This is a genomic window from Achromobacter sp. 1011811831 (genome assembly GCF_059760905.1).
Map to the genome: position 1 here is coordinate 24,507 of NZ_JCBANG010000040.1, position 24,034 is coordinate 48,540.

Consider the following 24,034-nt stretch of genomic DNA (forward strand, 5'->3'; position numbering starts at 1 on the left):
CGTCTCGCCCGCCACCGGATCCGGTCCGTGGCGGGCGGGGCGTTTTTTTTTGCCAGGAGCCATGCCCATGTCGTCACACCATGACCGTTCGGAACACGCACCGAAACCCGACCCGCGCGATGGCGCCGATGCCGGACGCCGCAGCTGGCTCGCGGGGGCCGCGCGCGCGGCGACGGGCGCGGGTCTGCTGTCCCTGGTCGATCCGCTGGTGCGCGCCGGCGCCTGGGCGGCCGGCACCGATGCGCCGGAAAAGACCGAGGTGAAGATCGGCTTCATCCCTCTGACGGATTGCGCGTCCGTGGTGATGGCCTCGGCGCTGGGTTTGGACAAGAAGCACGGCGTCACCATCACGCTGTCCAAGGAGGCTTCCTGGGCCGGCGTGCGGGACAAGCTCATGAACGGCGAGCTGGATGTCGCTCATGTGCTGTACGGGCTGGTTTACGGCGTGCACCTGGGCATCGGCGGTCCGCGCAAGGACATGGCGGTGCTCATGGGCCTGAACCAGAATGGCCAGGCGATCACCCTGTCCAGCAAGCTGCTGCAGGCGGGCGCGCGCGACGGCGAGTCGCTGGCCAGGCTGATGGCCAGCGACAAGCGCGAATACACCTTCGCCCAGACCTTTCCCACAGGCACCCACGCCATGTGGCTGTACTACTGGCTGGCGGCGCATGGCATCGATCCGATGCGCGATGCCAAGGCCATCACCGTGCCGCCGCCGCAGATGGTCGCCAACATGCGCGTGGGCAACATGGACGGCTTCTGCGTCGGCGAACCCTGGGGCGCGCGCGCGATCATGGACAAGATCGGCTTCACCGCCATCACGACGCAGGGCATCTGGGCCGACCATCCCGAAAAGGTGCTGGGCGCCAGCGCGGAGTTCGTGGCGCGCCATCCCAATACGGCGCGGGCCGTCACGGCCGCCGTGCTGGAGGCGGGCAAGTGGATCGACGCGTCCGATGCCAATCGCCAGAAGACCGCCGAGACCATCGCGGCCAAGTCCTACGTCAATACCGACGCGGGCGGCATCGTCGGCCGCATGCAGGGCCGCTACGAGGACGGCCTGGGCAAGTCCTGGAGCGACCCGCATGCCATGCGCTTTCATGCCGACGGCGCGGCCAACTTCCCCTACCTGAGCGACGGCATGTGGTTCCTGACGCAGCACAAGCGCTGGGGACTGCTCAAGACGCATCCCGACTACCTGGCCGTGGCCCGGCAGATCAATCGCATCGACGTGTACCGCCAGGCGGCGCAGGCCGTGGGCGTGGCGCTGCCCGCCGGCGAGATGCGCAAGTCCACGCTGGTCGACGGCCTGGCCTGGGACGGCAGCGATCCGGCGGCCTATGCCGACGGCTTCAAGGTCAAGGCCTGAGCGCCGCAACGAGGGAGAAGGATATGTTCAATGTGATCTCCGGCATGGCGGGCGCGGGCCGGACGGGCGCCTTCTGGCGCGACCGCGTCGAGGCCCTGCTCAAGGCCGTGGCCGGGCCGGTGGCGGGATTCGCGGTGTTCGTGCTGGCATGGCAGGCGGTGGCCATGGGCATTCCCGAGATTCCCACGCCCGGCGTCACCTGGCACGCGGCCCAGGCGCTGTTCGCCGATCCTTTCTACGACAACGGGCCCAACGACAAGGGCATAGGCTGGAACCTGCTGGCCTCGCTGCAGCGCGTGGCCGTCGGTTTCGGGCTGGCAGCCATCGTGGGCATACCGGCGGGCTTCGCCATCGGCCGCTATGCCGCGCTGCGCGCCATGTTCTCGCCCATCGTCAGCCTGCTGCGGCCAGTGTCGCCGCTGGCCTGGCTGCCGCTGGGCCTGTTGCTGTTCAAGGCCGCCAATCCGGCCGCCATCTGGGCGATCTTCATCTGTTCCATCTGGCCCATGATCGTCAACACCGCCGTGGGGGTGACGCGCGTGCCGCAGGACTACCTGAACGTGGCGCGCGTGCTGAACCTGTCGGAATGGAAGGTCGTCACCAAGGTGTTGCTGCCGGCGGTGCTGCCCTATGTGCTGACCGGCGTGCGGCTGTCCATCGGCACGGCCTGGCTGGTGATCGTGGCGGCCGAGATGCTGACCGGCGGCACCGGCATCGGCTTCTGGCTGTGGGACGAGTGGAACAACCTGAAGGTCGAGCACATCGTCATCGCCATTTTCGTGATCGGCATCGTGGGGCTGGCGCTGGAAACGCTGCTGGTCGCGCTGGCGCGCCGCTTCACCTACGCCGAGGAGTAGCCGCATGAAGAAGCATGTACGCATAGAACGCGTGGGCCAGACCTTCGCCACGCGCAAAGGCGATTTCGTGGCCTTGCGCGATATCGACCTGACCGTGGACCAGGGCGAGTTCATCACGCTGATCGGGCATTCGGGCTGCGGCAAGTCCACGCTGCTGAACCTGATCGCCGGCCTGACGCGTCCCACCACCGGCGTGCTGCTGTGCGCTGAGCGCGAGATCACCGGGCCCGGGCCCGACCGCGCGGTGGTGTTCCAGAACCATTCCCTGCTGCCCTGGCTGACCTGCTTCCAGAACGTGCACCTGGCGGTGGAGCGCGTGTTCGGCGGCAGCGAAAACCGCGCCCGGCTGGCCGAGCGCACGCGCGCGGCGCTGGAACTGGTGGGTCTGCTGCCAGCGCAGAACAAGCTGCCGCGCGAGATCTCCGGCGGCATGAAGCAGCGCGTGGGCATCGCGCGGGCGCTGGCGATCGAGCCGGGCGTGCTGCTGATGGACGAGCCATTCGGCGCGCTGGACGCGCTGACGCGCGCGCATCTGCAGGACGAGCTGCTCAGGATCGTGGCCAAGACGCGCACCACCACCATCATGGTCACGCACGACGTGGACGAGGCCGTGCTGCTGTCGGACCGCATCGTCATGCTGGGCAACGGACCGGCCGCCACCATCGGCGAGATCCTGGCCGTGCCGCTGGCGCGACCGCGCGACCGCGTGGCGCTGGCCAATGACGCGGTCTACCTGGCCTGCCGCGCCGCGGTGGTGGACTTCCTGCACCGCCGCCATGGCAATCCGGAGATCGCCGCGGCTCGCGAGCCCGGCGTCCAGGCCGGCAGGGCCGAGGGCGGCGCGCTGGACGAAGCCGGAGCCTCCCGGGCCGTGGCCTGAGCGCATCCGGAACAACAGGCTGAGAGGGACATCATGCAAGACAAACAGAAGCTGGTGGTGGTGGGCAACGGCATGGCCGGCATCCGCGCGGTCGAGGAACTGCTGAAACTGGCGCCCGACCTGTACGACATCACCGTGATCGGCGCCGAGCCGCACGTCAACTACAACCGCATCCTGCTGTCGCCGGTGCTGACCGGCGAGCAGACGCTCGACGACATCATCCTCAACCGCGAGGACTGGTATGCGTCGAACGGCATCCGGCTGCTGCTGGGCCGCAAGGTCACGGGCCTGAACCGGGCGCGGCGCATCGCGCAGCTCGACGATGGCGCCATGCTGCCCTATGACCGCCTGCTGCTCGCGACCGGATCGAATCCGTTCATGCTGCCGGTGCCGGGATGCGAGCTGGACGGCGTGGTTACGTTCCGCGATATCCGCGACGTCAACCTGATGATCGACGCGGCCGCGCGCTACCGCCATGCCGTGGTGATCGGCGGCGGCCTGCTGGGCCTGGAAGCGGCCAATGGCCTGGCCGCGCGCGGCATGGACGTGTCCGTGGTGCACCTGGGCGAATCGCTGCTGGACCGCCAGCTCGACGGCGCGGCCGCCGGCCTGCTGCGGCAGAGCCTGGAGGCGCGGGGGCTGCGCTTCCTGATGCAGCGCCAGACGCAGGCGATCCTGGCGGGCGATGACGGCCGGGTGCGCGCGCTGCGCTTCGCCGATGGCGAGGAGATCGCCGCGGACCTGGTGGTGATGGCCGTGGGCATACGGCCCAACACCGAACTGGCCGAAAGCTGCGGCCTGCATGTGGACCGGGGCGTGGTGGTGAGCGACACGCTGCAGACCTATGACCCGCGCATCTATGCCGTGGGCGAATGCGTCAGGCACCGGGGCATGGCCTACGGCCTGGTCGCGCCGCTGTTCGAGCAGGCCAAGGTGGCCGCCAACCATCTGGCGCTGCATGGCATCGGGCGCTACGAGGGCAGCGTCACGTCCACCAAGCTCAAGGTGACCGGCATCGACGTGTTCTCGGCCGGCGATTTCGTGGGCGACGGATTGACCGAGGCGATCACGCTGGCCGATCCCTCGGCCGGCGTCTACAAGAAACTGGTGATCCAGGCCGACCGCCTGGTGGGCGCCTGCCTGTATGGCGACACGGCCGACGGCGCCTGGTATTTCCGGCTGATCCGCGAGGGCAAGGAGATCGGCGCGCTGCGCGACCAGCTGATGTTCGGCGAGCACGCCGTGGGCGATACCGGCCACGCGGGCGAGAGCCGGGCGGCGGGCATGGCGGACAGCGCCGAAGTCTGCGGCTGCAACGGCGTTTGCAAGGGTGCCATCGTCAAGGCCATCCGCGAGCAGGGCCTGTTCACGGTGGACGAGATCAAGAAGCACACCAAGGCGGCCAGCTCCTGCGGCTCCTGCACGGGGCTGGTGGAGCAGATCCTGATCAACTGCGTGGGCGGCGCGGCGGACGTGAAGCCCCGCTCTGAAAAGCCGGTGTGCGGCTGCACCTCGCATACCCACGGCGAGCTGCGCCGCGCCATCCGCGAGCATCATCTGACCCGCGTGGCCGATGTGATGGCCTTCATGGAATGGCGCACGCCGGACGGCTGCGCGACCTGCCGCCCCGCCATCAATTACTACCTGCTGTCCACCTGGCCGGGCGAGGCGCGCGACGACAGCCAGTCCCGGCTGGCCAACGAGCGCATGCACGCCAATATCCAGAAGGATGGCACCTATTCCGTGGTGCCGCGCATGTGGGGCGGCGTGACCAATGCGTCCGAGCTGCGCCGCATCGCCGACGTGGCGGACAAGTACGCGATCCCCATGGTGAAGGTGACGGGCGGGCAGCGCATCGACCTGCTGGGCGTGCGCAAGGAAGACCTGCCCAAGGTCTGGCAGGACCTGGACATGCCCTCGGGCCATGCCTACGGCAAGAGCCTGCGCACCGTGAAGACCTGCGTCGGCAGCGAGTTCTGCCGCTTCGGCACGCAGGATTCGACGGGCATGGGCATCGCGCTGGAGAAAGACCTGGTGGGCATGTGGAGCCCGCACAAGGTCAAGCTGGCGGTGTCAGGCTGCCCGCGCAACTGCGCCGAATCGGGCATCAAGGACGTGGGCATCATCGCGGTGGAGTCGGGCTGGGAGCTGTACGTGGGCGGCAACGGCGGCATCAAGACCGAGGTGGCCCAGTTCTTCGCCAAGGTGCAGACGCAGGATGAGGTGCTGGAGTACGCCGGCGCGTTCCTGCAGCTCTATCGCGAGGAAGCCTTCTACCTGGAGCGCACGGTGCATTACCTGGCGCGCGTCGGCCTGGAGCACGCCAGGCGGCAGGTGGTCGAGGACCCGGAAAACCGCAAGCTCCTGTACGCGCGGCTGCGCTTCGCCCTGTCCTTCGAGTCCGATCCCTGGCGCGAGAGAACGGCGGGCGCGCCCGCCGCGCGCGAGTTCGAGGTCCTTTCCGCATGAGCGCCGCCATGACAACCGCCACCATCACGCAAAACTGGTCCGAGATCTGCCGGGTCGAGGACATTCCGCAGCAGGGCGCCCGCATCGTGCGCCGTCCCGGCCGCGAGGACATCGCCGTGTTCCGCAGCCACGGCGACGAGGTGTTCGCCCTGATCGACCGCTGTCCCCACAAGGGCGGCCCCTTGTCGGCCGGCCTGGTGCATGGCCGTTCGGTCACCTGCCCCTTGCACAACTGGGTGGTCGACCTGGACAGCGGCCAGGCGCAGGCGCCCGACGTGGGCTGCGCCCGGGCGGTCGCTGTCCGGGTCGAGGCCGGCGTGGTCAGCCTGGATCTGGACTAGCCATGGACGCGGCGGCGATTCCGGTCAGCATCCATCCGGCGCGGGACGAGGGCGCGGAGGTAGCCAGCGTGTGCTGCTACTGCGGCACGGGCTGTGGCGTGCGCGTGCAGGTCAGCCAGGGCGCGGTGCTGGCGGTGCGCGGCGACGACAGCCATCCCGCCAACCGCGGCCGGCTGTGCAGCAAGGGCCTGGCCCTGGCCGACACGGTTCGCGCCGATCATGCGCGCGTGCTCGCCGCGTCCTGGCGCGCGGGCAAGGACGAGCCGCGCAAGCAGATCGGGCTAGACCAGGCGCTGGACATTGCCGCCGACCGGCTGGCCGACGCCATCATCCGGCATGGGCCGGACTCTGTCGGCTTCTACCTGTCCGGTCAGCTGCTGACAGAGGACTACGCGGTCTTCAACAAGCTGGCGCGGGCGCTGGTCGGCACCAACAACATCGACACCAATTCGCGGCTCTGCATGTCCAGCGCGGTGTCGGGCTACAAGCGCACGCTGGGCGCCGACGCGCCGCCCGCCTGCTACGAGGACCTGGAACTGGCCGATACGGTGCTGATCGCCGGGTCCAACATGGCCTATGCCCATCCGGTGCTGTTCCGCCGGCTCGAGGCCGCCCGCGCGCGCCGGCCCGATATGAAGCTCATCGTGGTCGATCCGCGCCGTACCGACACGGCCGCCTGCGCCGACCTGCACCTGCCGCTGACGCCCGGCTCGGACGTGGCGCTGTTTCACGCCATGCTGAACGTGATGATCTGGGAAGGACTGGTCGACCAGGACTACATCCGCGCCCATACCTCGGGCTTCGAGGCGCTCAAGGCCCGCATCCATGAATTCACGCCCGGCGCGGCCGCCGAGGTCTGTGGCATTCCCGCGCGGGACATCATCCAGGCCGCGCGCTGGTTCGGCGGCGCGGGCGCCGCCTTGTCGCTGTACACCATGGGCCTGAACCAGTCGGCCAGCGGCACCGACAAGAACACCGCGCTGATCCATCTGCACCTGGCCACGGGCCAGATCGGCAGGCCGGGCGCGGGGCCGTTCTCGCTGACCGGCCAGCCCAACGCCATGGGCGGGCGCGAGGCCGGCGGCATGGCCACGCTGCTGCCGGGGCACCGCGATCCGGCCGACGCCCGCGACCGCGCCGAGGCGGCAGCGCTATGGGGCGTGGATGCCTTGCCCGAAGCGCCTGGCGCCAGCGCGCTGGAGTTGTTCGAGCACGCGCGCGAAGGCCGCATCAAGGTGCTGTGGATCGCCGCCACCAACCCGGCCCAGTCCATGCCCGACCAGGCCCGCGTGCGCGCCGCTTTGGCGCGCGCGGATTTCGTGATCGTGCAGGAAGCCTTTGCCGGCGCCGAGACGCTGGCCCATGCCGACCTGGTGCTGCCCGCGGCGACCTGGCCGGAGAAGTCCGGCACCATGACCAATTCCGAACGCCGCATCAGCCGCGTGCGGGCCGCCATCGCGCCGCCGGGCGACGCCATGCCCGACTGGCGGCTGGCGCAGGCGGTCGCGCTCAGGCTGGCGACCCGCATCGCGCCGCGCAAGGCCGCGCTATTCGCCTATGGCGATGAAAGCGAGGTGTACGCCGAGCACGCCAGGATGACGGCGGGCCGGGACCTGGACTACAGCGCGCTGGACTACCCGACGCTGGAGCGCGACGGTCCGCAGCAGTGGCCGTATCGCGCGGGGCAAGGCAGGGCGCGCCTGTATGGCGATGGCCGCTATCCCACGCCGGACGGGCGCGCCCGTTTCCATGACCTGGGCTACCGGCCGCCCGTCGAATCCGTGTCGGCGCATTACCCGCTCAAGCTGACCACGGGACGGCTGCGCGACCATTGGCACACGCTGGCGCGCACCTCGCTCGCCCGAGCGCTCACGCAGCACGTGGACGAGCCCTGGGTATCGCTGCATCCGGAGGACATGCGCCGGCTCAGGCTGGCGCCCGGCGCGCTGGCCCGGCTCAAGTCGCGGCGCGGCAGCATCGTGCTGCCGGCGCGGCCGGACGAGGGACTCAGATCCGGCCAGGCCTTCCTGCCGATGCACTGGGGCAGCGCCTACATGGCCGGACTGGGCGTGAACGCGCTGACGCATGACGCGGCGGATCCCATCTCCCGCCAGCCGGAACTCAAGCACGCAGCCATCTCGGCCGAGCCGGCCAAGCTGGCTTGGCGGGCGTGCGGCTGGATCCAGGGCGACGGCCCGGCGCTGCGCGCCCGCCTGGCCCCGTGGCTGGGCCGCTACGACTACGCGGTGGTCCTGCCGGCCGCCGTAGGCGGCGCGCGCCTGCAGCTGGGCGCGGCGCACGCGCCCGACGGCGCGGCGCTGGAGGAACTGCTGGAGGCCCTGGAATTGCGTTGTCCGGACGCCGCCTTCGACGATCCGGCGCGCGGCGTGCTGCGGCGCCTGCGGACCGCCGACGGCGCGCCCGCGGCGTTCCTGCTCACCGGCGATCTGCGCGCGCAGGACGCGCTGCTGGCCTGGGCCGGCGGCGATGCGGCGCCGGCCAGCCTGGCCGCGCTGCTGACCGGGCGCATCGAGGCGGCGCGCAAGCGCATGGTGTGCATATGCAAGGGCGTGGACGAGGCGGCCATCGACGCCGCCATCGCCGACGGCCTGGACTGGGACGGGCTGCAGGCCGGGCTGGGCTGCGGCACGGGCTGCGGTTCCTGCGCCCCGGAAATCCGCGCGCGCATCACGCGGCTGGCGCCGGCGGGGTGACCGGCCGGATGCCGTTGCCGCTTGATCGGACTGTCACGTTCGGACATATGCCGCCCGCGCCGCCCGGTGTAGTATCGATCCAGTTTCCGCTCGCGGGCGGGACGTATTTTCCGGATTACTGGAGCGACGAGTGGCATTGCGAAATTGGGCAGGTTTGGCGGTGATGGCGGTGGCGGCGGGCACGGCGCAGGCCGGCGTGTGCGACGCGCAATTCATGCACGACGGCGGCACCGTGCAGCTGACCGGCACGGGCAACCTGGCGCTAGGCGCCGATCTGAGCTTTGCCGAGGTTACAAAAAGCAATGGCGACAACTGCCGCGCGCGGGTGCAGGGCGTGGCGCGCTTCAGCTACGCCGGCCTGCCGCCGGGCAAATCGAAGCTGGACTATTTGATGACGGTCAAGAACGGCCAGGCGACCTTCCTGAAATACGCGTCCGCCGGCGAGGCGCCCCAGCCTTCCGAGGGCCAGTTCGACCTGCGCATGCTGGGCCTGTTCGCCTATGACGGCAAGCTCAATGCCGGCCAGAAACTGCCTGGCTCGTCCTTCCGCCTGAAGATCGGCAAGGACGCGCCGGTGGGCGGCCAGCCCAGCACCACCGTGCGCATCGGCCAGAAGACGGTGGGGCAGCAGAAGCCGGTGGACACGGCGCTGGGCAAGCAGTCCTGCCATCCCATCACCTACACCCGCAATTCCGATCCCACCATGGCTTCGTTCCAGGGCCTGACGATTCCGATTCCCGGCATGAACACCACGGTCACCGATTGGTACTGCCCGGCGGTGAACCTGGTGATGAAGCAGGACATCGACCAGGGCGGCGTGAAATCCGCCGTCGAGATCACGCAGATCAAGTAGCGCGGGGCCGCGGCCGCCTGCGGGGCGCGACGCGGCTGGTATGATGTTTTTGTCATCGACACACAACAGGAGCTCAACACATGGCCACCAAGAAAACCGACGACGCGGCGAAAGAACGCCTGATCGACAGTGTCAAGACCAGCCTGAACGATGCTGAGAGCCTGCTGCGCGAAGCCGCCAGCAGCACCGGCGACAAGGCCAATGAATTGCGCGACCGCGCGCTGACTTCCCTGAAGCGCACCCGCGAAGCCCTCTACGAGGCGCAGGACGCGGTGCTGGAACGCGGCCGCAAGGCGGCGCGCGCCACCGACGACTACGTGCACGACAATCCCTGGCAGGCCATCGGCATCGCGGGCGTGACCGGCCTGCTGCTCGGCCTGCTGATCAGCCGCCGCTGACGGGAACGGCGCGGCTTGCGCGGCGACCGGACGCATCGTCCGGTCGCCCGCGAGGTCGCGCCATGCCTCATGGGTCTGCGTAAATCTGTATTCGGCGTCGCCTCCGGCCTGGTCGGGCTGCTGCGCACGCGTCTGGAGCTTCTTGCCCTGGAGGCGGCGGATGAAAAGGCGCGGCTGCTGAAGCTGCTGGGCATGGCCTTCGCCGCCTTGCTGTTCCTGACGCTGGCGGTGCTGGTGTTCACGGTCAGCATCGCGGTGGCCTTCTGGCCCACCGAAAACCGCTATCTGGCGCTGGGCCTGCTGGCCGGGCTCTACGCGGTGCTGGGTGTTGGGCTGCTGGTCGCGGTCAGGCAGGCGTTGCTCTATGGTCCGCCGCCGTTCTCGGCCACGCTGGAAGAGCTGGGCCGCGACGCGGAACTGCTCGAGCGCGTGCGCGACGCGCAGGACGATGATCCGCGCCGGCGCGGGGAGGACTGAGCCATGGCCAAGCGTTCTCCCTCCATCGACCGCGCGGTGCGCATCGAGCTGCTGCGCGCGCGCGCCGCCATCGAGCGCGAATCCCTGGCCCAGAGCATCGCCAGCGCCGGCCGCAAGCTGGAGCCGGCCTCGCTCATCAAGGGCCTGCTGCCCGGACTGGCATCGAGCAATGCGTCACGCTGGGCCTTGCAGGCCATCGGCCTGGCGCGCCGTTATCCACTGGTCAGCTCGTCGCTGTCCGCCATGTTCATGCGCGGCGGCAAGCGCTTTCGCCTGTTGAAGGTCGCGGCGGGCGCGCTGGTGGGCTGGCAGTTGTGGAAAACCTGGCGGGAAACGAGCGGCAAGGACCCGGACGAGCGCTGAGGTCCAGGGTGTTCCATCCGCCGTTTACCCGGCAAAAAAACGCCATCCTGTTTCCTGGATGGCGTTTTTGTCTGCGTGCCTCCGGGGCGCGGCGGCAAGCGGCGCATCGGGCAGCGAGCGCGTGAGCGCGTGAGCGCGTCGCCCGTCAGGGTTCCAGCTGGATGCAGAAGTCCACGTTGCCTGCCGCGCCGCTCAGCAGGCCGCCCGTCGCGCCCGCCTTGTCCTGGAAGTCCCACCGCAGGATGCCGGCGGCGCCGGTCTTGGGCGCGGAGGGCGGATTGTTGTCGGCGCTGGGCGGCGAGCAGACCAGGCCGTCGGGCGTGCTGGTGCCGCAGGTCGCGCTGACGTAGCGCGTGAAGGCCGGCGTGGCGTCGGTGATGACCAGGTTCCGCAGGGGATCGATATTCTTGTTGCGGTACGTGATGCGATATTGCAGCCAGTCGCCGGGGCGCGCCTGGTTGTTGCTGGACCAGTCTCCCTGGGGCGAGGGCAGTGGCGCGCAGTTGGGGCCGGTGTGGCGCACCTCCTTCACCAGTTCCAGCGCGCCGGATTGCGCGACCGTGGTCCGGTCCTCACGCGTGTAGACGGCGCTGAGCGTCGGCGCGGCATTGGCATAGGCCAGTTCCGCGCGTAGCGTGACGATATTGCGGTGGCCGGTGGCGGCATCGGTGGGGATGAACTGCTTGTGCACCAGGCAGAGATTCTGCCCGGCGTCCAGCTCGAAAGCCCGTTCCGAGTCGATCAGCGAGTCCGTGTCGGCGTCGATCTGGCCGTTGCAGTTGACGTCCTGGTACAGCGCATCGCTCCAGTTCTGCGCCGGCGGCGATGAGGCGGCGCTGCTGCTCAGGCGCAGGCTGCCACGGCTGCCGGCGGTGAACACGTGCGGGAAGGTCAGCGCCGCGCCGGGCGTGCCGTCCAGGTTGCCATCATGGCTCAGGCGGCTGTCCGGCACGTCGCCGAAGTCCAGGCCGTCCAGAACGCCGCGCGCGTTCCGCGCGCCGGGCGCGAAGCGGAGGATGTCGGCGTCGCGGTCATAGGTGTATTGCGTGCCGCCGACGCTGGCCGAACTCGCGATCGCCTTGCCCTGCACCGAAGCGCCGGTGGAGGCATGGCCTTGCAGGTTGGTCTGCGCTACTTCGATGGGTTCGCCGGCGGCGGGGCCGCCGTCCTGCGGCACGGGCACGAACAGCGTATACGCGCCCTCGGCGTCGGTCGTGGCGCTGGAATAGGTGCGTCCGCCCGCCTGGACGTGCACGCCGGCGCCCGACAGGCCGGCTTCCGCGCCGTCCGCGATGCCGTTGTTGGCGGTCTTGTCGGACGAGACGCCGGGCGTTCCGGTATCGCGGAACACACGGCCCTTGAGGATCAGGCCGCGATACAGGCCCAGGTCGCGGTCGCGCAGGTCGGCGTTGCTGATCGAAATGGGCAGCCTGCCGTCGGCGGGCGTCAGCGGCGACCAACCCGGCGTGGACGGTGCGATATCGGCCGGATCCGGGTTGTCGGAAGCGATCAGGCAGTACTCGCCGGCCGGCGTCGCGCTGAAGCGATAGCGGCCGCTGGCCGCGTCGGCCGGGGCGACGTCGACGGCGGGCGCGCGGCACTGGCCGCCGGCGCGCGGCGTCAGCTTGACCCACAGGGCCGCGCCGATGCCGCCTTCCTCCGCGTCGCGATGGCCGTTGGCGTTGGCGTCCCGATAGACCGCGCCGTCCACGTCGTAGTTCAGGCCCACGCGGATGCTGGCGTTGACCGAGACGGCCAGGTTGGACGAGACCTCGTTCAGGTTGGACTGATCATTGGTCTTCAGGCCCAGCGTCTGGCCGCGCACCGTCGCGCGGATGTCGCAGCTGCTGGTGCCCTTGGGCAGGCTGCCGCCCGTGAAGCGCAGGCGCGAACGGCCGTCCTGCACGGATACCGAGACGGCGCCGCCGCATTGGGCGGCCTGCGGCTGTCCGTCGATCAGCAGTCCCTCGGGCAGCAGGTCGGTGAAGGCCAGGCCGTCGTGCTGGTCCAGGCCGTTGTTGCTGTTCTTCAGCTTGAAGATCACCGTGGCCGTGCCCTGCAGCGGGATGCGCGTCTGGTCGAAGGCCTTTGACAGCGAGGCGCTGGTGGAGGGAACCAGGCCGAAGTCCAGCGCCTCCTGTCCCTCGGTATAGGGGCCGAGCATGCCGGATTCGGGGCCTTTGAAGCGCCAGTAGACCGGCGGGGTGGGTGCGGGGCTGGCGGGAGAATCCGACAGCACGATGCTGTAGTCCGTATCGCTGGGCACGGCGAATTGATAAGCGCCCTGGCCCGGGGCGACTGCCTGCGAGGAGATGACCTCGTTCTTGCGCACGAGGTTGACATAGACGTTCGAAGCCACCGGCTCCACCGAGGTCCAGTTTTCCTGTTCGTCAGGCGCGCCATTGCCGTTCTGGTCGTTGTATACCCTGCCGCTGAATTTGATCGTCGGCACCCGTTCCTTGATGACGTAACTGGCCTGCTTGACGGTGTCGCCGGTGCCGCTGCACACCGGATCCTCCATGTTCCATTGCGAGAGCGGCGAGGCGCCATTGACGCCCGGCGCTTGCAGGGTGAAGACCGCGGTCTCATTGTCTTCGGCGAGCGTGTCGTCCAGGGTCTCGAAGGGAAGGCTGATGACGCCGCCGCCCACCGCCGTCGACAGGCCGCCATGGTATTCGCCTTGCGGGACCACGAGGGTCCAGGTATCGCTGCCGGGCTTGTGTTCCAGGGTGGGCGCGGAGCCGGGCAGGCCGGCGGGCTCGCCCAGGCGGTAGTCTTCGTCGGGCGCGGCCGTGCCTGTGGCCTTGAACACCAGCCTGAGGGGCGTATCGACGCGACCGTTGATCCGCACCTTGATCGACGGCGCTTCCGCGCCCTCAACCGCGACGGCGTTCATCTGGCTGCCGCCCAGGTCGATCAGCGGCTTGATGGGGATGGTGACGTTTTCCAGCAGGTTGCTGTAGCCGGAATTGCCATTTGGCAGGACGGCCTCGAAGCCCAATTGATAGATGCCGGAGGGATAGCCGGGTGGCAGCGTCAATACGGCGGTCTCTTCGTTCCAGCCCGCGGGTTTGGCCGGACGCACGCTGGAGGGGACGGCCATGATCGCCCCGCCAACCGGGCCAGCGTGATTCAATGGCCAGATGCCGGCCTGGACCTGACTGGCGAATGAGCCATTGGACCCGCTGCGAGAGGACAGAAGATAAGACAATCTGATCGATTCGCCGGATTTCAGACAGATATTCTGGTACAGCCGGGAGCGGGTTGCCGCGTTCAGCTCGACGAAGGCCGTGCCGCTGTTGGGCGTGACGCCATAGGTGGATTTGCTGGCGCCGGTCTCGACCATGTGTCCAAAGGAGTAGTAGGCCGGATGCGTGGACTCCCAGCCCGCCATGCACTGATCGGGGGCGCCGATTTTGCAGCGGGCATCGTCCACATAGAGTGCCCCCTTCGATGGGGGCTGGGGGCTCGCCCCGTTCAGCAGCTTGTCAAAACCGGTATTGATGATGGTGCGCGATTGCCCATGGGCCGGCTCCATCCACGGCAGCAGCAGCGCGCCCGCGATCATCAGCGCGGTCAGCCAGCGCGGCTTGCGCGGGCAGCGATCCAGGGGGGCTTGCATCGTCATTCTCCCGTTCCTTCGAACAGCGATTCGTCGAATTTCATCCGCAGGCGCAGGAACACGCCCCGGTTGGTCTGCGCGTCCCCGGCGAGATCGGTCTCGCGAAAACCGCTGAAGTTGTAGCCCACCGACACCCACACGTCGGGCGTCACCATGTAGCCGGCTTCCACGCCGAAGCCGGTCTGGCGCGCGCCGCCCTTGCCGCTCATGGCGAAAGCCTGCACGCCGGCGTCCCAGCGCCGGGCCAGGTCCCACATGGCCCGGCCGTAGACCAGGTGGGCCCAGTTCTTCGAGGACAGGCCGTTGGACTCGTCGGTGGTCCACTTGAAGGCGTAGCGGCCCGACAGCGTCAGTTTGCTGATCGGTTGCCAGTTGGCGTGGGCCGACAGGATGTGCGTGTCCTGGCGCAGGCCGCTGGCGAGGAACCCGCTGTCCAGGCCGCCGGCCGAGCCGGCCAGGTAGCTGGTGGCCGCGCCCGACAGGCGCTCGGCGCGATGCTCGTAGCGCGTCAGGAAATTGAAGCGGTCGTTGTCCACCGGGCGGTAGGCCGCGCCGATCTGCTGGCGCAGCCGGGTCGCGTCGCCGGCGTTGCCGTCGCGGCCCTTGTCCAGCTGCACGCCGTTGCGCAGCAGCAGGGTCCAGTCCGGCGACAGCTTGTAGGCCACGGCCGCGGTGTGCAGATAGCTGTCCAGCGAGGTGGCGCGGCGCGCTTCCAGGCGCGTGCTGAACTTCATGCGCTCGCTGCCGACGTATTCGGCCGCCACCGTGCCGGCCACCGAGCTTTCGTTCAGGCTGGCGTAGTCGCCGGGCATCGAGAAAGCGCCGCCGTAGCCGCCGCTGTCGCCCCGTTCGGGGCCGAACAGCGGGCGCGTGCTTTCGAAGGTCGTGCCCAGCCGCCAGGAATCGGTCACGCCCCACAGGTTGCGCAGCCCGACGGCGGCCTGGGCACTGCGGCCATCGATGGCATCGTTCATCCGGTATTCGGAAAACACCGAGCCGTCCTTCATGTACTGCGTGTCAAAGCCGAACAGGCCGGTGTAGCGCTGCTGCGTGTCGTTCAGCGAATACAGGCTGCCCAGGCTGGACAGGAATTCGTAGCGACCATAGATCCGTCCGCCGGAGCCCAGCCGGTATTCGCCGCCCACGGCCGCGACGCGGCGGTCGGCCTCGCTCACGTCCTGTTCGTATTCCAGGTAGCCGACGGCGTTCGGGTTGGTCGGCCACTGCACGCTCAGCTTGCCGCGCAGGGTGGTGCCCGAGTAGGGCGCCACGCCTGATTCGGCCAGGTAGCCGTTGTCGGCGACGGTTTCCGCATAGCGCCGCATGCCGGCCTCGGCCACCACGGTCTCGCTCAGGCGGCGTTCCACCGACACGGTGGCGCCTTCGCGCTTGCTGCCGTAGCGTTCGTCCTCGCTGCTGCGGATCTCGCCGCGCAGCGCGGTACGTTCGTTGATGCGGTATTCGGCCTTGCCGGCGATCTCGGTGCGGCCTTGCGAGACCGGCGCGGAGATATTGTCAAAGCCTTCGTCGGCGCTGGCGTACTGTGCCAGCACGTTCAGATCCGTGCCTTCATGGCGGAACTCCACGCGGCGGGCGCTGCCAGAGTGCTCGCCCAGCAGGTCGGCGCCGGGCGCGGCGGTCGGCGTCGCGCCCTGGCCGCCGGGCTGGCCGGTCAGCTGGCTGTCCAGCAGGCTGCTGTCGCCGTTGCGGGTGCTGGCCAGCTCGGCGGACAGCGTGGTGCGCTCGCCGAACTTGTATTCGCCCGTCACCGCGCGCATGCCGAAGGACTTGCCGGGATCTTCGTCGCGCACGTAGACGCCGCCCACGCGCAGTTTCTCGGTCGCCTGGACCTGAGCGTCGGCGCCATAGACCGCGAAGGCCTCGCCGCCGGAGTCGACTTCGTAGCTCACGCGGATCGAGTTGGGGTTCAGATCCGCGTCGAAGCTGGGGATCGGCGCCTTGAACAACAGCCGGCCGGTCCAGGGTTCGAGCTCATAGTCCACGAAGCGCTGCCTGGTCTCGCTGCGCAGGATCAGGGAAGGCTGATTGCGGTCGCGCGTCAGCACCACCACTTGTTCGCTGTTCAGGTACAGATCGCCATGGCGCAGCTGGAACGGGCCGGAGGTGCCGTTGGCGGCGAATTCCTCGACCATCTGGCGCAGCGTGTCGTGCGCGGCGAAGCCGGTCACTTCCACTTTGTGGCCCTGGATGTCCGTCTCGTAGTGGCCCTTGACGCCGTTGAGCGAGCGTGAGTATTGCGAGATCTGGCGCACCGTGTCGGACGAGGCGGTGGTGTAGTCGCCATACAGCAGGTACGACTTGTCCTTGTCGATGCGCACGTACAGGCGGCCGGTGCTTTGCGCGTCGAAGCCGCGCTGGGCCGAGTCGCCGTAGATGGGGTAGTACTCGTCCGGCTGGATATCGCGGAACAGGCGATCGCGCGTGGTCTTCTCCGAGTCATAGGCGGCGGTCAGCAGATAGTCGCCGCGGATCTTGCCCTTCAGGAAGAACGCGGCGCGCCCGCCCGCCGAGCCCTTGCCGCCGTTGAAAGAGCGGCTGTGCGCGCGCAGTTCGCGCTCGAATACATCGCCCGAGCGCACCGGCTCCATTTTCGAGAAGTCGATCTGGTTCAGGCTGATGCTGCCCTCGACGATGCCGGCGGCGATCATGGGGCGCAGTTCCGGCACGAAGGCCAGCGCGATTTTCTTGCGCAGCGTGCCGGCCTGCACCTCGACGTGGCCCTCGCCGGGCGAGGCGGGCGGCGTCAGCGGCAGCTCGGCCTGGCCGCCTTCCACGAAGATCTGCGTGCCCGGCTCGGCGGGCGACAGGTCTTCGAGCTGCCACTGGCCGATCGTGGCGTTCAGCGTCACCTGGGTGCGGGCCGTCACGGGTACGCCGTCGCGGTCCGTCAGACGCAGGCGCAATCTGGCCGGCGTGCGGCCGTCGGCCATGGGGCGCTCGGGCGCGCTCAGCTCGATGCGCGCCAGCTTGCCCGGCGCGATCACGCTGACGGACGCGCTGCCGCGCGCGTTGCCCATGCCGTCGAGCTGTTCGACCTGGATGCGGTTGACGCCGGGGCGCAGGTTCACGCCCACGTATTCCCAGCCTTGCACGCCCTGGTCTTGCAGCTGGCTTTTCTTGCCGACGCGGTCCTGGCCCACCTCGGCGCCGTTGACCATGACGCGGAAGACGGCGCCGAGCCGGCCCTTGACCATGATGGCGGTCTGGGCGATGGGCAGGATCTGGCCTTCCTTCAGGTTCAGCAGTCCCAGTACCGGGCCGGCTCCGGGCAGCAGCTCCTCCATGGGCCGGGCCGGGGCCGCTGCCGGCGCGCTGGCGGCGCTCGCGCCATCGGTCCGCGTCGCGCGCGTCGCCGACGATTTTTCGTCGCGTGCCGGCGGCTGGTCGACGCCGGGCGCGCCGCGCTCCGGGTCCATGTAGCCGGTCTGCGGGCGGCTGCGCACGTCGGTGGCTTCGACAATCTGGGCTTGCGCCTTGAAGTCGCGGCGCACGCTGGCGGCGGTTTCGTCGCGCTGAGCCGACGCGGCCTGGCGGCGCGCCATCACGTCCTGCCGCACCGACGGCGCGCAGGATTGCTCGACGAAATTGGCCTTGTGCAGCTCACCCTTCTTCAGGTCGACGAAGCGGGTGCTGGCCTGGCGGGTGCGGACGGCGGGCGATGCCTGTTCATCGACGCTGTTGCGATGGCCGGCCGAGCCCAGCACCGCGCCCGGCGGCAAGGTGGTCAGGTCGAGCTTGAGCACGCGCGTCATCGGACGCAGGCCGTAGAAGCTGTACTTGCCCTCGCTGTCGGTGACGGCGAAGGTGCCATCTTCCAGGTAGAGGCGCACGCCGGGGATGCCGATCTCGCCGGCATTCTCGTCCTGCACGCCGTTGCGGTTGCAGTCCAGCGTGACCTTGCCGATGACGAAGGCTTCTTCGGCGAACACGCCGCCCACCACTTTCACGCGGGCCGACGCTTCGTTCGAGCGCAGCGCGCCGCTGGCGGCGCGGGCGCGGTTGACGCCGTCGCCCTGCAGCGCGCCGACGTTCACGCGCATGCGGTAGGTCAGGCGCAGCATTTCCTGGTCGGCCAGGCGCAGAGACGGCAGGTCGAAGCGCATGGACAGGCCGCCCTTGCCATTGGGCGTGAGCAGCGGCTCGACGGCGCTGGCGCCGGCGGCGGTGATGACGCGCGCCGAGCCTTCCTGATACACGAATCCGGCGGCGGGCAGGTCTTCGAAGGTCGCGCCGGCCAGCAGTCCGCCCGTCTGGTTGTTCAGTTCCAGCGCGTAGTCCACGAAGTCCACGGTTTCGACAACGGTCTTGGACGCGCTCTTGCGCAGCAGCAGGCCCTGGGTCGCGGCCTGGTCCAGCGGCAGGTGGTTGTTGGCCACGGGCCGGCTGCCGGGCGATACCGTGAACTGGGTGTAGTAGGTCGTGGCCTCGCCGGGCTGCGGCGGGGCGACTTGCGGCTGCACCGCCAGCGGGGCCGAGCCGGCGGGCAGGACCAGGGCGCCGGGCTGGGGCGGCAAGGCGGCGGACGGGGACACGTAGCCGGCCGAGGGCTGCGCTTGCAACCGATAGCGGCCCGCCGGCGCGCCGGAGGTGAGCAGGAACTGGTACATGCCTTCGTCGCTGCTGCGCTGTTCTGCGTTGTCGGCTCCGCCCACCAGGTGGCGCGCGGGATCGAAGCCGGCCGGACCGGTCACGCGCACCGTGGCGCCGGCCAGCGGTTGGCGATTCGACGAGCCATAGACCACGCCGCTGGGAATGACGGGCAGGCTCTGGCCGGTGATGTCGGCGTTCGCCGCGATCGACAGGTCCACCAGCATGCCCGCGTCGGCATCGGGCCGCGCGCCCGATTGGGCGGCGCCATTGTCGCCGTCCACGGGCGTGGCGTACTGATAGCCGGATGGCGACAGGAAGCGCAGCGCGTAGTCCTCGCGCGGCGTCACGTCCTGCATGTGGTAGGCGCCGGCGGCGTCGGTCACGGCCTCCTGGATCAGGCGGTACTGCGTGCCGGGGCCGGTGACCACGTTGCGCAGGCCGGCGCCGCGCGCGGCCGGATCGTTGTGAGGCAGCAGCAGCTGCGCGCGCCAGCCGGCCAGCGGGCGTTCCCCGCCCTGGTGAAGACGATCGCGGTTGAGATCGAGCCAGACCTTGCCGGACAGCTTGGCGCCCGCTTCGATCACGGTGGGATCCTCGACCGTGTTGTTGTCGGCGAAGGCCGCGGGCTCGCCGCCGCCGGAGACAGCGGCGCGGTTGACCAGCGTGATGGCGGGTTGGCCGCCCAGCGTGGCGGCGGGCACGCGCGCCAGCAGCGTCAGCGGCGCGCTGGGCGAGTCCGGGCCGACGGTCTGCGAGGTCTGGCAGCTGACGGTCTGGCCGGCCGCGTCGCAAGTCCACAGCGGACCGGTCGCCGAGACCAGCTGCATCCCGTCAGGCAGCGTGTCGATGACGGTGATCGGGCCGGCGCTGGGCTGGTTCGTCGCGTGGACTTTCAGCGTGTATGCCTGCTCCAGGCCGGCGTGGAAATTGCCGTCGTGCGTCTTGACCAGCGTCAGGTCCGCGCCCTCGGGACCGTCGATCATCACGGGCACGGTATTGCTCGGATGCGCGCGCACGCCGTCGGGCAAGGCGGCGGCGTGGAAGTTCAGCACGCCGACGTTGTCGACGCGGCCGGCATGGTCGTCGTCCACGCGCACCGAGAAGCGCATGCGCAGCGATTGGTTGGGCTGCACGGCAGGCAGCGCGATGGCCACCTCGTCGGCGTTGGCGACTTCGCTGGAACGATAGGAAAATGGTGCGTCGCCCGGCGCGTGCCAGAGTCGCCGGGCCCCGGCGATGGCGGTTTCCAGCGAGCCGCTGACCAGCCGGGTATGCGCCGGGATGCGGTCGTGCAGCAGCACGGCCCTGGCGGCCGCACCGTCGATGCGCAGCGCGCCGGTAGCGCCGTCCAGGTCTTTGCCGGTGTCCGTGCCCTGGGCAACGGCGTTGCCGTTGTTGGTGGCGTCGAGCGTGTAGCCGATCACGTCGCCGCCTTGCGCGCGGTTCGTGTCGGCCGTCTTGTGCAGCATGAAGGCCGCGCCCTCGCGCACGATGATGAGATCGTTCTTGCTGGTGAGCACGCTGCGCGCTTGCGATCTGGCCGACAGGCGCAGCACGGCAGCCTGTCCGTCCTGCGCTTCGTCGGGCACGGTGGCGACTGCCAGCAGGCTGGCGGCTTCGCCGGGTTCCAGCGTGAACGCCGGGCCCTGCAGTGGAATGCGGACGTCGCCGTCGTCCTCGACGCCGTTGTCGTTGCGGTCATGCACGATGTGCGGCGCTTGCGGCGCGAAGCTGCCGGCAATGACATCCAGATCGAAGACGTAGCCCGAGACGATGTTGCCGGTATTGGTCAGTACATGCGGTAGCTCCACGCTGGCCCCGGGCACGCCATCGTGCGCGCCGCCGGGCGTCAGCAGCAGCGCTTCCACGGGGGTGACCCGGACTTCCACGACGTTGGAATAGAGGCGGACTTCCTGGGTCTGGCCGGGCTGCAGCAGGGTAACTTCGGCCTGGGTGCGCAGCAGGACGCCGGCATGCGGCGCGTCCGCGGCCGGCGTTTGCGCGCTTGCGGGCGCGCTGAAGATGGATGCCCATGCCGGCAGCAGGAGCGCGGCCAGCGCCAGCGCGCGACAGGCGCGCCCGAGCCGGCCCCGTCCGCGCGCGGCCAGGTCTGGCCGCGTCGCGCCGGTTGCGCGCTCCTGGGGGAAAGACAGGAAGTTCTTCCAATCTACAGGCATGCGTATCAATCTTTCGGAATCAGGGTGGTGGAAATGACGAGGCGGCTCCGGCGGGAGCCGCCTCGTGTCGGATGCCAGGGTTTGCGTCCTGGCGAGCGGGAAAGGACGGTCAGTCGTCCAGCTTGACGTTGAACTGCATCGTGGCCTTGGCGCCCGGCTTGAGCTCGCCCACGTTGCAGGTCACGGGGCCGGTGCCGCCATTGGCCGGCGTGGTGGCCTGGCCGGGAGTGCAGACCGGCGTTTCCTTGATGTCGACGTAGGTCGAGAAGGCCGGCGTGGAATCGTTCATGATCACGTTGGTGACTTCGTCCACGCCCTGGTTGCTGGCCTGCACGCGATAGATCACGCATTCGCCGGGCTTGACCTGAATCTGCGTGGCGCTGAACGCCAGGTCGACGACGCCATCGCACTTGGCGTCCAGGCCCTGTTCCTTGAGCAGACGGATCTGCGCGGTCATCACGTTGGTGGTGTCCACCACGCTTTGCGCGGCCGGCTCGGGGCTGTCGCAGGCGTCGGCGCCGCTGCCGTTCTTGACGATAGCCATCAACGTGCGGTTGTCGGTTTCGCCGACGGCCGCGCTCGACGGAGCGAAGACCTTGACGAACAGGCGCAGGCCCTTGCCCGTGGGCAGTGTGCCGGCCACGGCGGCGGTGCCGTCGGTGTACTTGCCGGAAGCGGTGATTTGCTCCAGCGATTCGACCACGGGGTCGCTCGGATCCAGCTCGCCGTCGTTGTTGGCGTCGTAGTACACGACCGAGGTCCAGCCGTTGCCCGCTTGCGAGTTGTCGCCGGAGAAGCTCATGGCCGAGCAGGTGCCGCCTTCGGCCTGGTTGCCCTGGTTGGCCAGCACGTGGCTGTAGGTCACGCTGCCACCGGGAGCGATCTGCAGGGTCTGGTTTGGCGTCAGGGAAATCTTGCGATTGGCGCTGATGGTCACGGCGTCGAGCTTGGCGCTGGACACGCCCGAGGTGCCGGTGGCCTTGAAGTACACCTTCTGCGTACCTTGGCTGGCATCGTCAGGCGCGGACACCACGGCGCAGGCGATCAGCGTGGCGTCGGGCGTGGTCGTGTCCGACGGGTCAGCCGTTTCGTTGACGCGGGCGTTCATGATCTGCGCGCCGGGCGCGTCGCAGGTGCCGGCGGTGGGCGAGCGGAATTCCACGCGCCAGCCGGCCGGCACGATGCCCGCGTTGAAGTCGGCGCCCGAGTACGACAGGGCGAAGGTGTCGACGCTGTTGGACTTGACGTACAGCGGGAAGGTGACACTGCCGCCGACCGTGGCCGTCAGCGTGGTCTGGGGCGTGGCCGTGCCGCGCAGGGCGGCCGAGATGTCGTTGGCCAGCACGAAGGAGGCGACGGACAGCTTGTCCAGCAGGTTCAGGACTTCATCGGTCTGCGACGGATCGGACGTCGATGCCGCGATGTAGCTGGCCTGGAACGGACCGTCGCCGGATGCGTTCATGGGCAGCTGGGCCTGGACGACGATGGGGTAGCCGCAGGTGTTGGTCTCGGCGTCCTTGACCAGCGGCGCCGTGCAGAGGCCGGCGGAGCCGGGCGCCGGAATGGGCGGCGTCACGCCCTGGACCAGCGGCGTGGAGCCGTCGGCCTGGAACAGCATGAACGTCGTGCCGGCGGGGAAATTGTCTTTCGACAGCGTCAGCTGGTAGGTCTCGGTGTCGTTGCCGGTGTTCCAGACCACGTCGGTCCAGCGCACCGCCGAGCCGGCGGTCGCCTCGCTCACGGTCAGCGGTTCATTCGAACCGTTGGCGCTGCTGGACGTGCTGCCGTTGGCGACCACGCTCATGGCGCGTTGCACTTCGAAGCTGACTTCGTTGGTGCGGCAGTCCTTGCCGCCGTCGCCCGCCTGGCAGGTGTAGGCGGCGGAGTTGGTCGTCATATCCTTGCCGACCGTGGCGGACTTGGCCACCTTGGCCTTGAAGGTCACGGTCTGCGTCACGCCGGGATTGAAGCCCGTCAGTTTGACCACCACGTCGCCAGGCTTGGATGCCTCGGTCGGGGCCTGGTAGTCGATCGAGCTGCCGTTGCCGTCGCTCTTTTCAGCGCCGTCCGACGCATCCGTCAGCGCGCCCTGGCCATTGGACCAGGCGCCCGAGCCTGACACGTAGAGCAGGCCGGCGGTGGGGCCGTTGCCCAGCGCGTCGGTGAGGGTCAGGTCGCCGGCGGCGTTGCCGGTGTTGGCGATGGTGAAGGTATAGGTGATCACCGTGCCTGTGGGGCCGGAGGACAGGTTGGCCGACTTGTTCACGTTGAACGCCGCGCCGTTGGTGACTTGCAGCGTGTCGGTGTTCTTTTCCGGCGCGCCGGTCGTGGCCGGATCATTGACGCTCTTGGCGTTGACGGTGATCGTGGCTTCATCGCCCGTGGCGGCCTGGCCGTTGACCGTGGCGCCGATGACGAAACGGTAGACGCCGCCAGCCTGCACCGAGGCCGTGTTGAAGGGCTTGCCGCAGGTGCCGATCGAGGTGTTCGAGTCAGGCAGGCCATTGCCATCCTCGTCGATGTAGATGTCGCAGGTCGAGGCCGGCGAGCCGACCGTGTTGGCGGGTTTGTCGACCGTGATCTTGAATTGGTCGGCGGCGTTGCCCGTGTTGGTCAGCGCGTGCGAGAAGTACACGGTGGAGCCGGGCGCGGCCTGCTTGGTGTTGTCGCTGGCCAGGCTGAACGCGGCCTTGGGCAGCACCAGGGTCTCGACCGCGTTGGATTGCGATACGCGGTCGATGCCCTGGCCGTCGGTATAGGACGCGGCTGCCTGGTTGCTGATGATCGTGCCGGCGGCCGGGGCCGCCGCCTGGGCGATGCCCGAGGTCAATGACCATGCCACCAGCGCCGGCGCGGCAACGCCGAGCCAGCGTGTGGCGCTCTTCTTGGGTAGAGCTCTCATG

Annotated in this window: 13 protein-coding genes; 10 read left to right on the forward strand and 3 right to left on the reverse strand. The window is 69.1% G+C overall.

Features of this window, described 5'->3' with window-relative positions; genetic code table 11:
- Positions 1–61 precede the first annotated feature (61 nt).
- The 10 genes from AC6LJ9_RS16485 (at position 62) to AC6LJ9_RS16530 (ending at position 10,721) form a co-directional block, all read left to right on the forward strand.
- Positions 62–1,369, forward strand: a complete 1,308-nt coding sequence (locus AC6LJ9_RS16485; protein ID WP_498148394.1) for a CmpA/NrtA family ABC transporter substrate-binding protein — start codon at positions 62–64, stop codon at positions 1,367–1,369.
- A gap of 23 nt (positions 1,370–1,392) precedes the next feature.
- Entirely contained in the window at positions 1,393–2,226 is an 834-nt protein-coding gene (ntrB, locus tag AC6LJ9_RS16490) for a nitrate ABC transporter permease (RefSeq protein ID WP_498141042.1), read from the forward strand.
- A 4-nt stretch (positions 2,227–2,230) separates the two neighbouring features.
- Positions 2,231–3,106: an ABC transporter ATP-binding protein gene (locus AC6LJ9_RS16495; protein ID WP_498148395.1), complete on the forward strand. Its 876-nt coding sequence runs from the start codon at positions 2,231–2,233 to the stop codon at positions 3,104–3,106.
- Between the two features lie 33 nt (positions 3,107–3,139).
- Entirely contained in the window at positions 3,140–5,575 is a 2,436-nt protein-coding gene (gene nirB, locus AC6LJ9_RS16500) for a nitrite reductase large subunit NirB (RefSeq protein WP_498148396.1), read from the forward strand.
- Between the two features lie 8 nt (positions 5,576–5,583).
- Positions 5,584–5,916: a nitrite reductase small subunit NirD gene (gene nirD / locus AC6LJ9_RS16505; protein ID WP_498148397.1), complete on the forward strand. Its 333-nt coding sequence runs from the start codon at positions 5,584–5,586 to the stop codon at positions 5,914–5,916.
- Positions 5,917–5,918: 2 nt separating this feature from the next.
- Entirely contained in the window at positions 5,919–8,630 is a 2,712-nt protein-coding gene (locus AC6LJ9_RS16510; RefSeq protein ID WP_498148398.1) for a nitrate reductase, read from the forward strand.
- Between the two features lie 163 nt (positions 8,631–8,793).
- Positions 8,794–9,483, forward strand: coding sequence for a hypothetical protein (locus AC6LJ9_RS16515; protein ID WP_498148407.1), 690 nt, complete (start codon positions 8,794–8,796; stop codon positions 9,481–9,483).
- Positions 9,484–9,563: 80 nt separating this feature from the next.
- A complete protein-coding gene (locus AC6LJ9_RS16520) occupies positions 9,564–9,881 on the forward strand; it encodes an ElaB/YgaM/YqjD family protein (RefSeq protein ID WP_103275859.1) in 318 nt (105 codons plus the stop codon).
- 69 nt (positions 9,882–9,950) lie between these two features.
- Positions 9,951–10,358, forward strand: a complete 408-nt coding sequence (locus AC6LJ9_RS16525; RefSeq protein WP_212318593.1) for a phage holin family protein — start codon at positions 9,951–9,953, stop codon at positions 10,356–10,358.
- A gap of 3 nt (positions 10,359–10,361) precedes the next feature.
- Positions 10,362–10,721 carry a hypothetical protein gene (locus AC6LJ9_RS16530; RefSeq protein ID WP_498148399.1) on the forward strand — a complete coding sequence of 120 codons (360 nt, stop codon included), beginning with the start codon at positions 10,362–10,364 and terminating at the stop codon, positions 10,719–10,721.
- Between the two features lie 145 nt (positions 10,722–10,866).
- On the opposite strand, the gene AC6LJ9_RS16535 is transcribed toward AC6LJ9_RS16530, so the two are convergent.
- From AC6LJ9_RS16535 to AC6LJ9_RS16545, 3 genes are all read right to left on the reverse strand, one after another.
- Positions 10,867–14,343 carry a DUF7933 domain-containing protein gene (locus AC6LJ9_RS16535; RefSeq protein WP_498148400.1) on the reverse strand — a complete coding sequence of 1,159 codons (3,477 nt, stop codon included), beginning with the start codon at positions 14,341–14,343 and terminating at the stop codon, positions 10,867–10,869.
- 2 nt (positions 14,344–14,345) lie between these two features.
- The gene (locus AC6LJ9_RS16540; protein ID WP_498148401.1) at positions 14,346–21,131 is read right to left on the reverse strand and encodes an SdrD B-like domain-containing protein; all 6,786 of its coding nucleotides are present in this window, start codon (positions 21,129–21,131) and stop codon (positions 14,346–14,348) included.
- A 109-nt stretch (positions 21,132–21,240) separates the two neighbouring features.
- Entirely contained in the window at positions 21,241–24,033 is a 2,793-nt protein-coding gene (locus AC6LJ9_RS16545) for a hypothetical protein (RefSeq protein WP_498148402.1), read from the reverse strand.
- Position 24,034 lies beyond the last annotated feature (1 nt).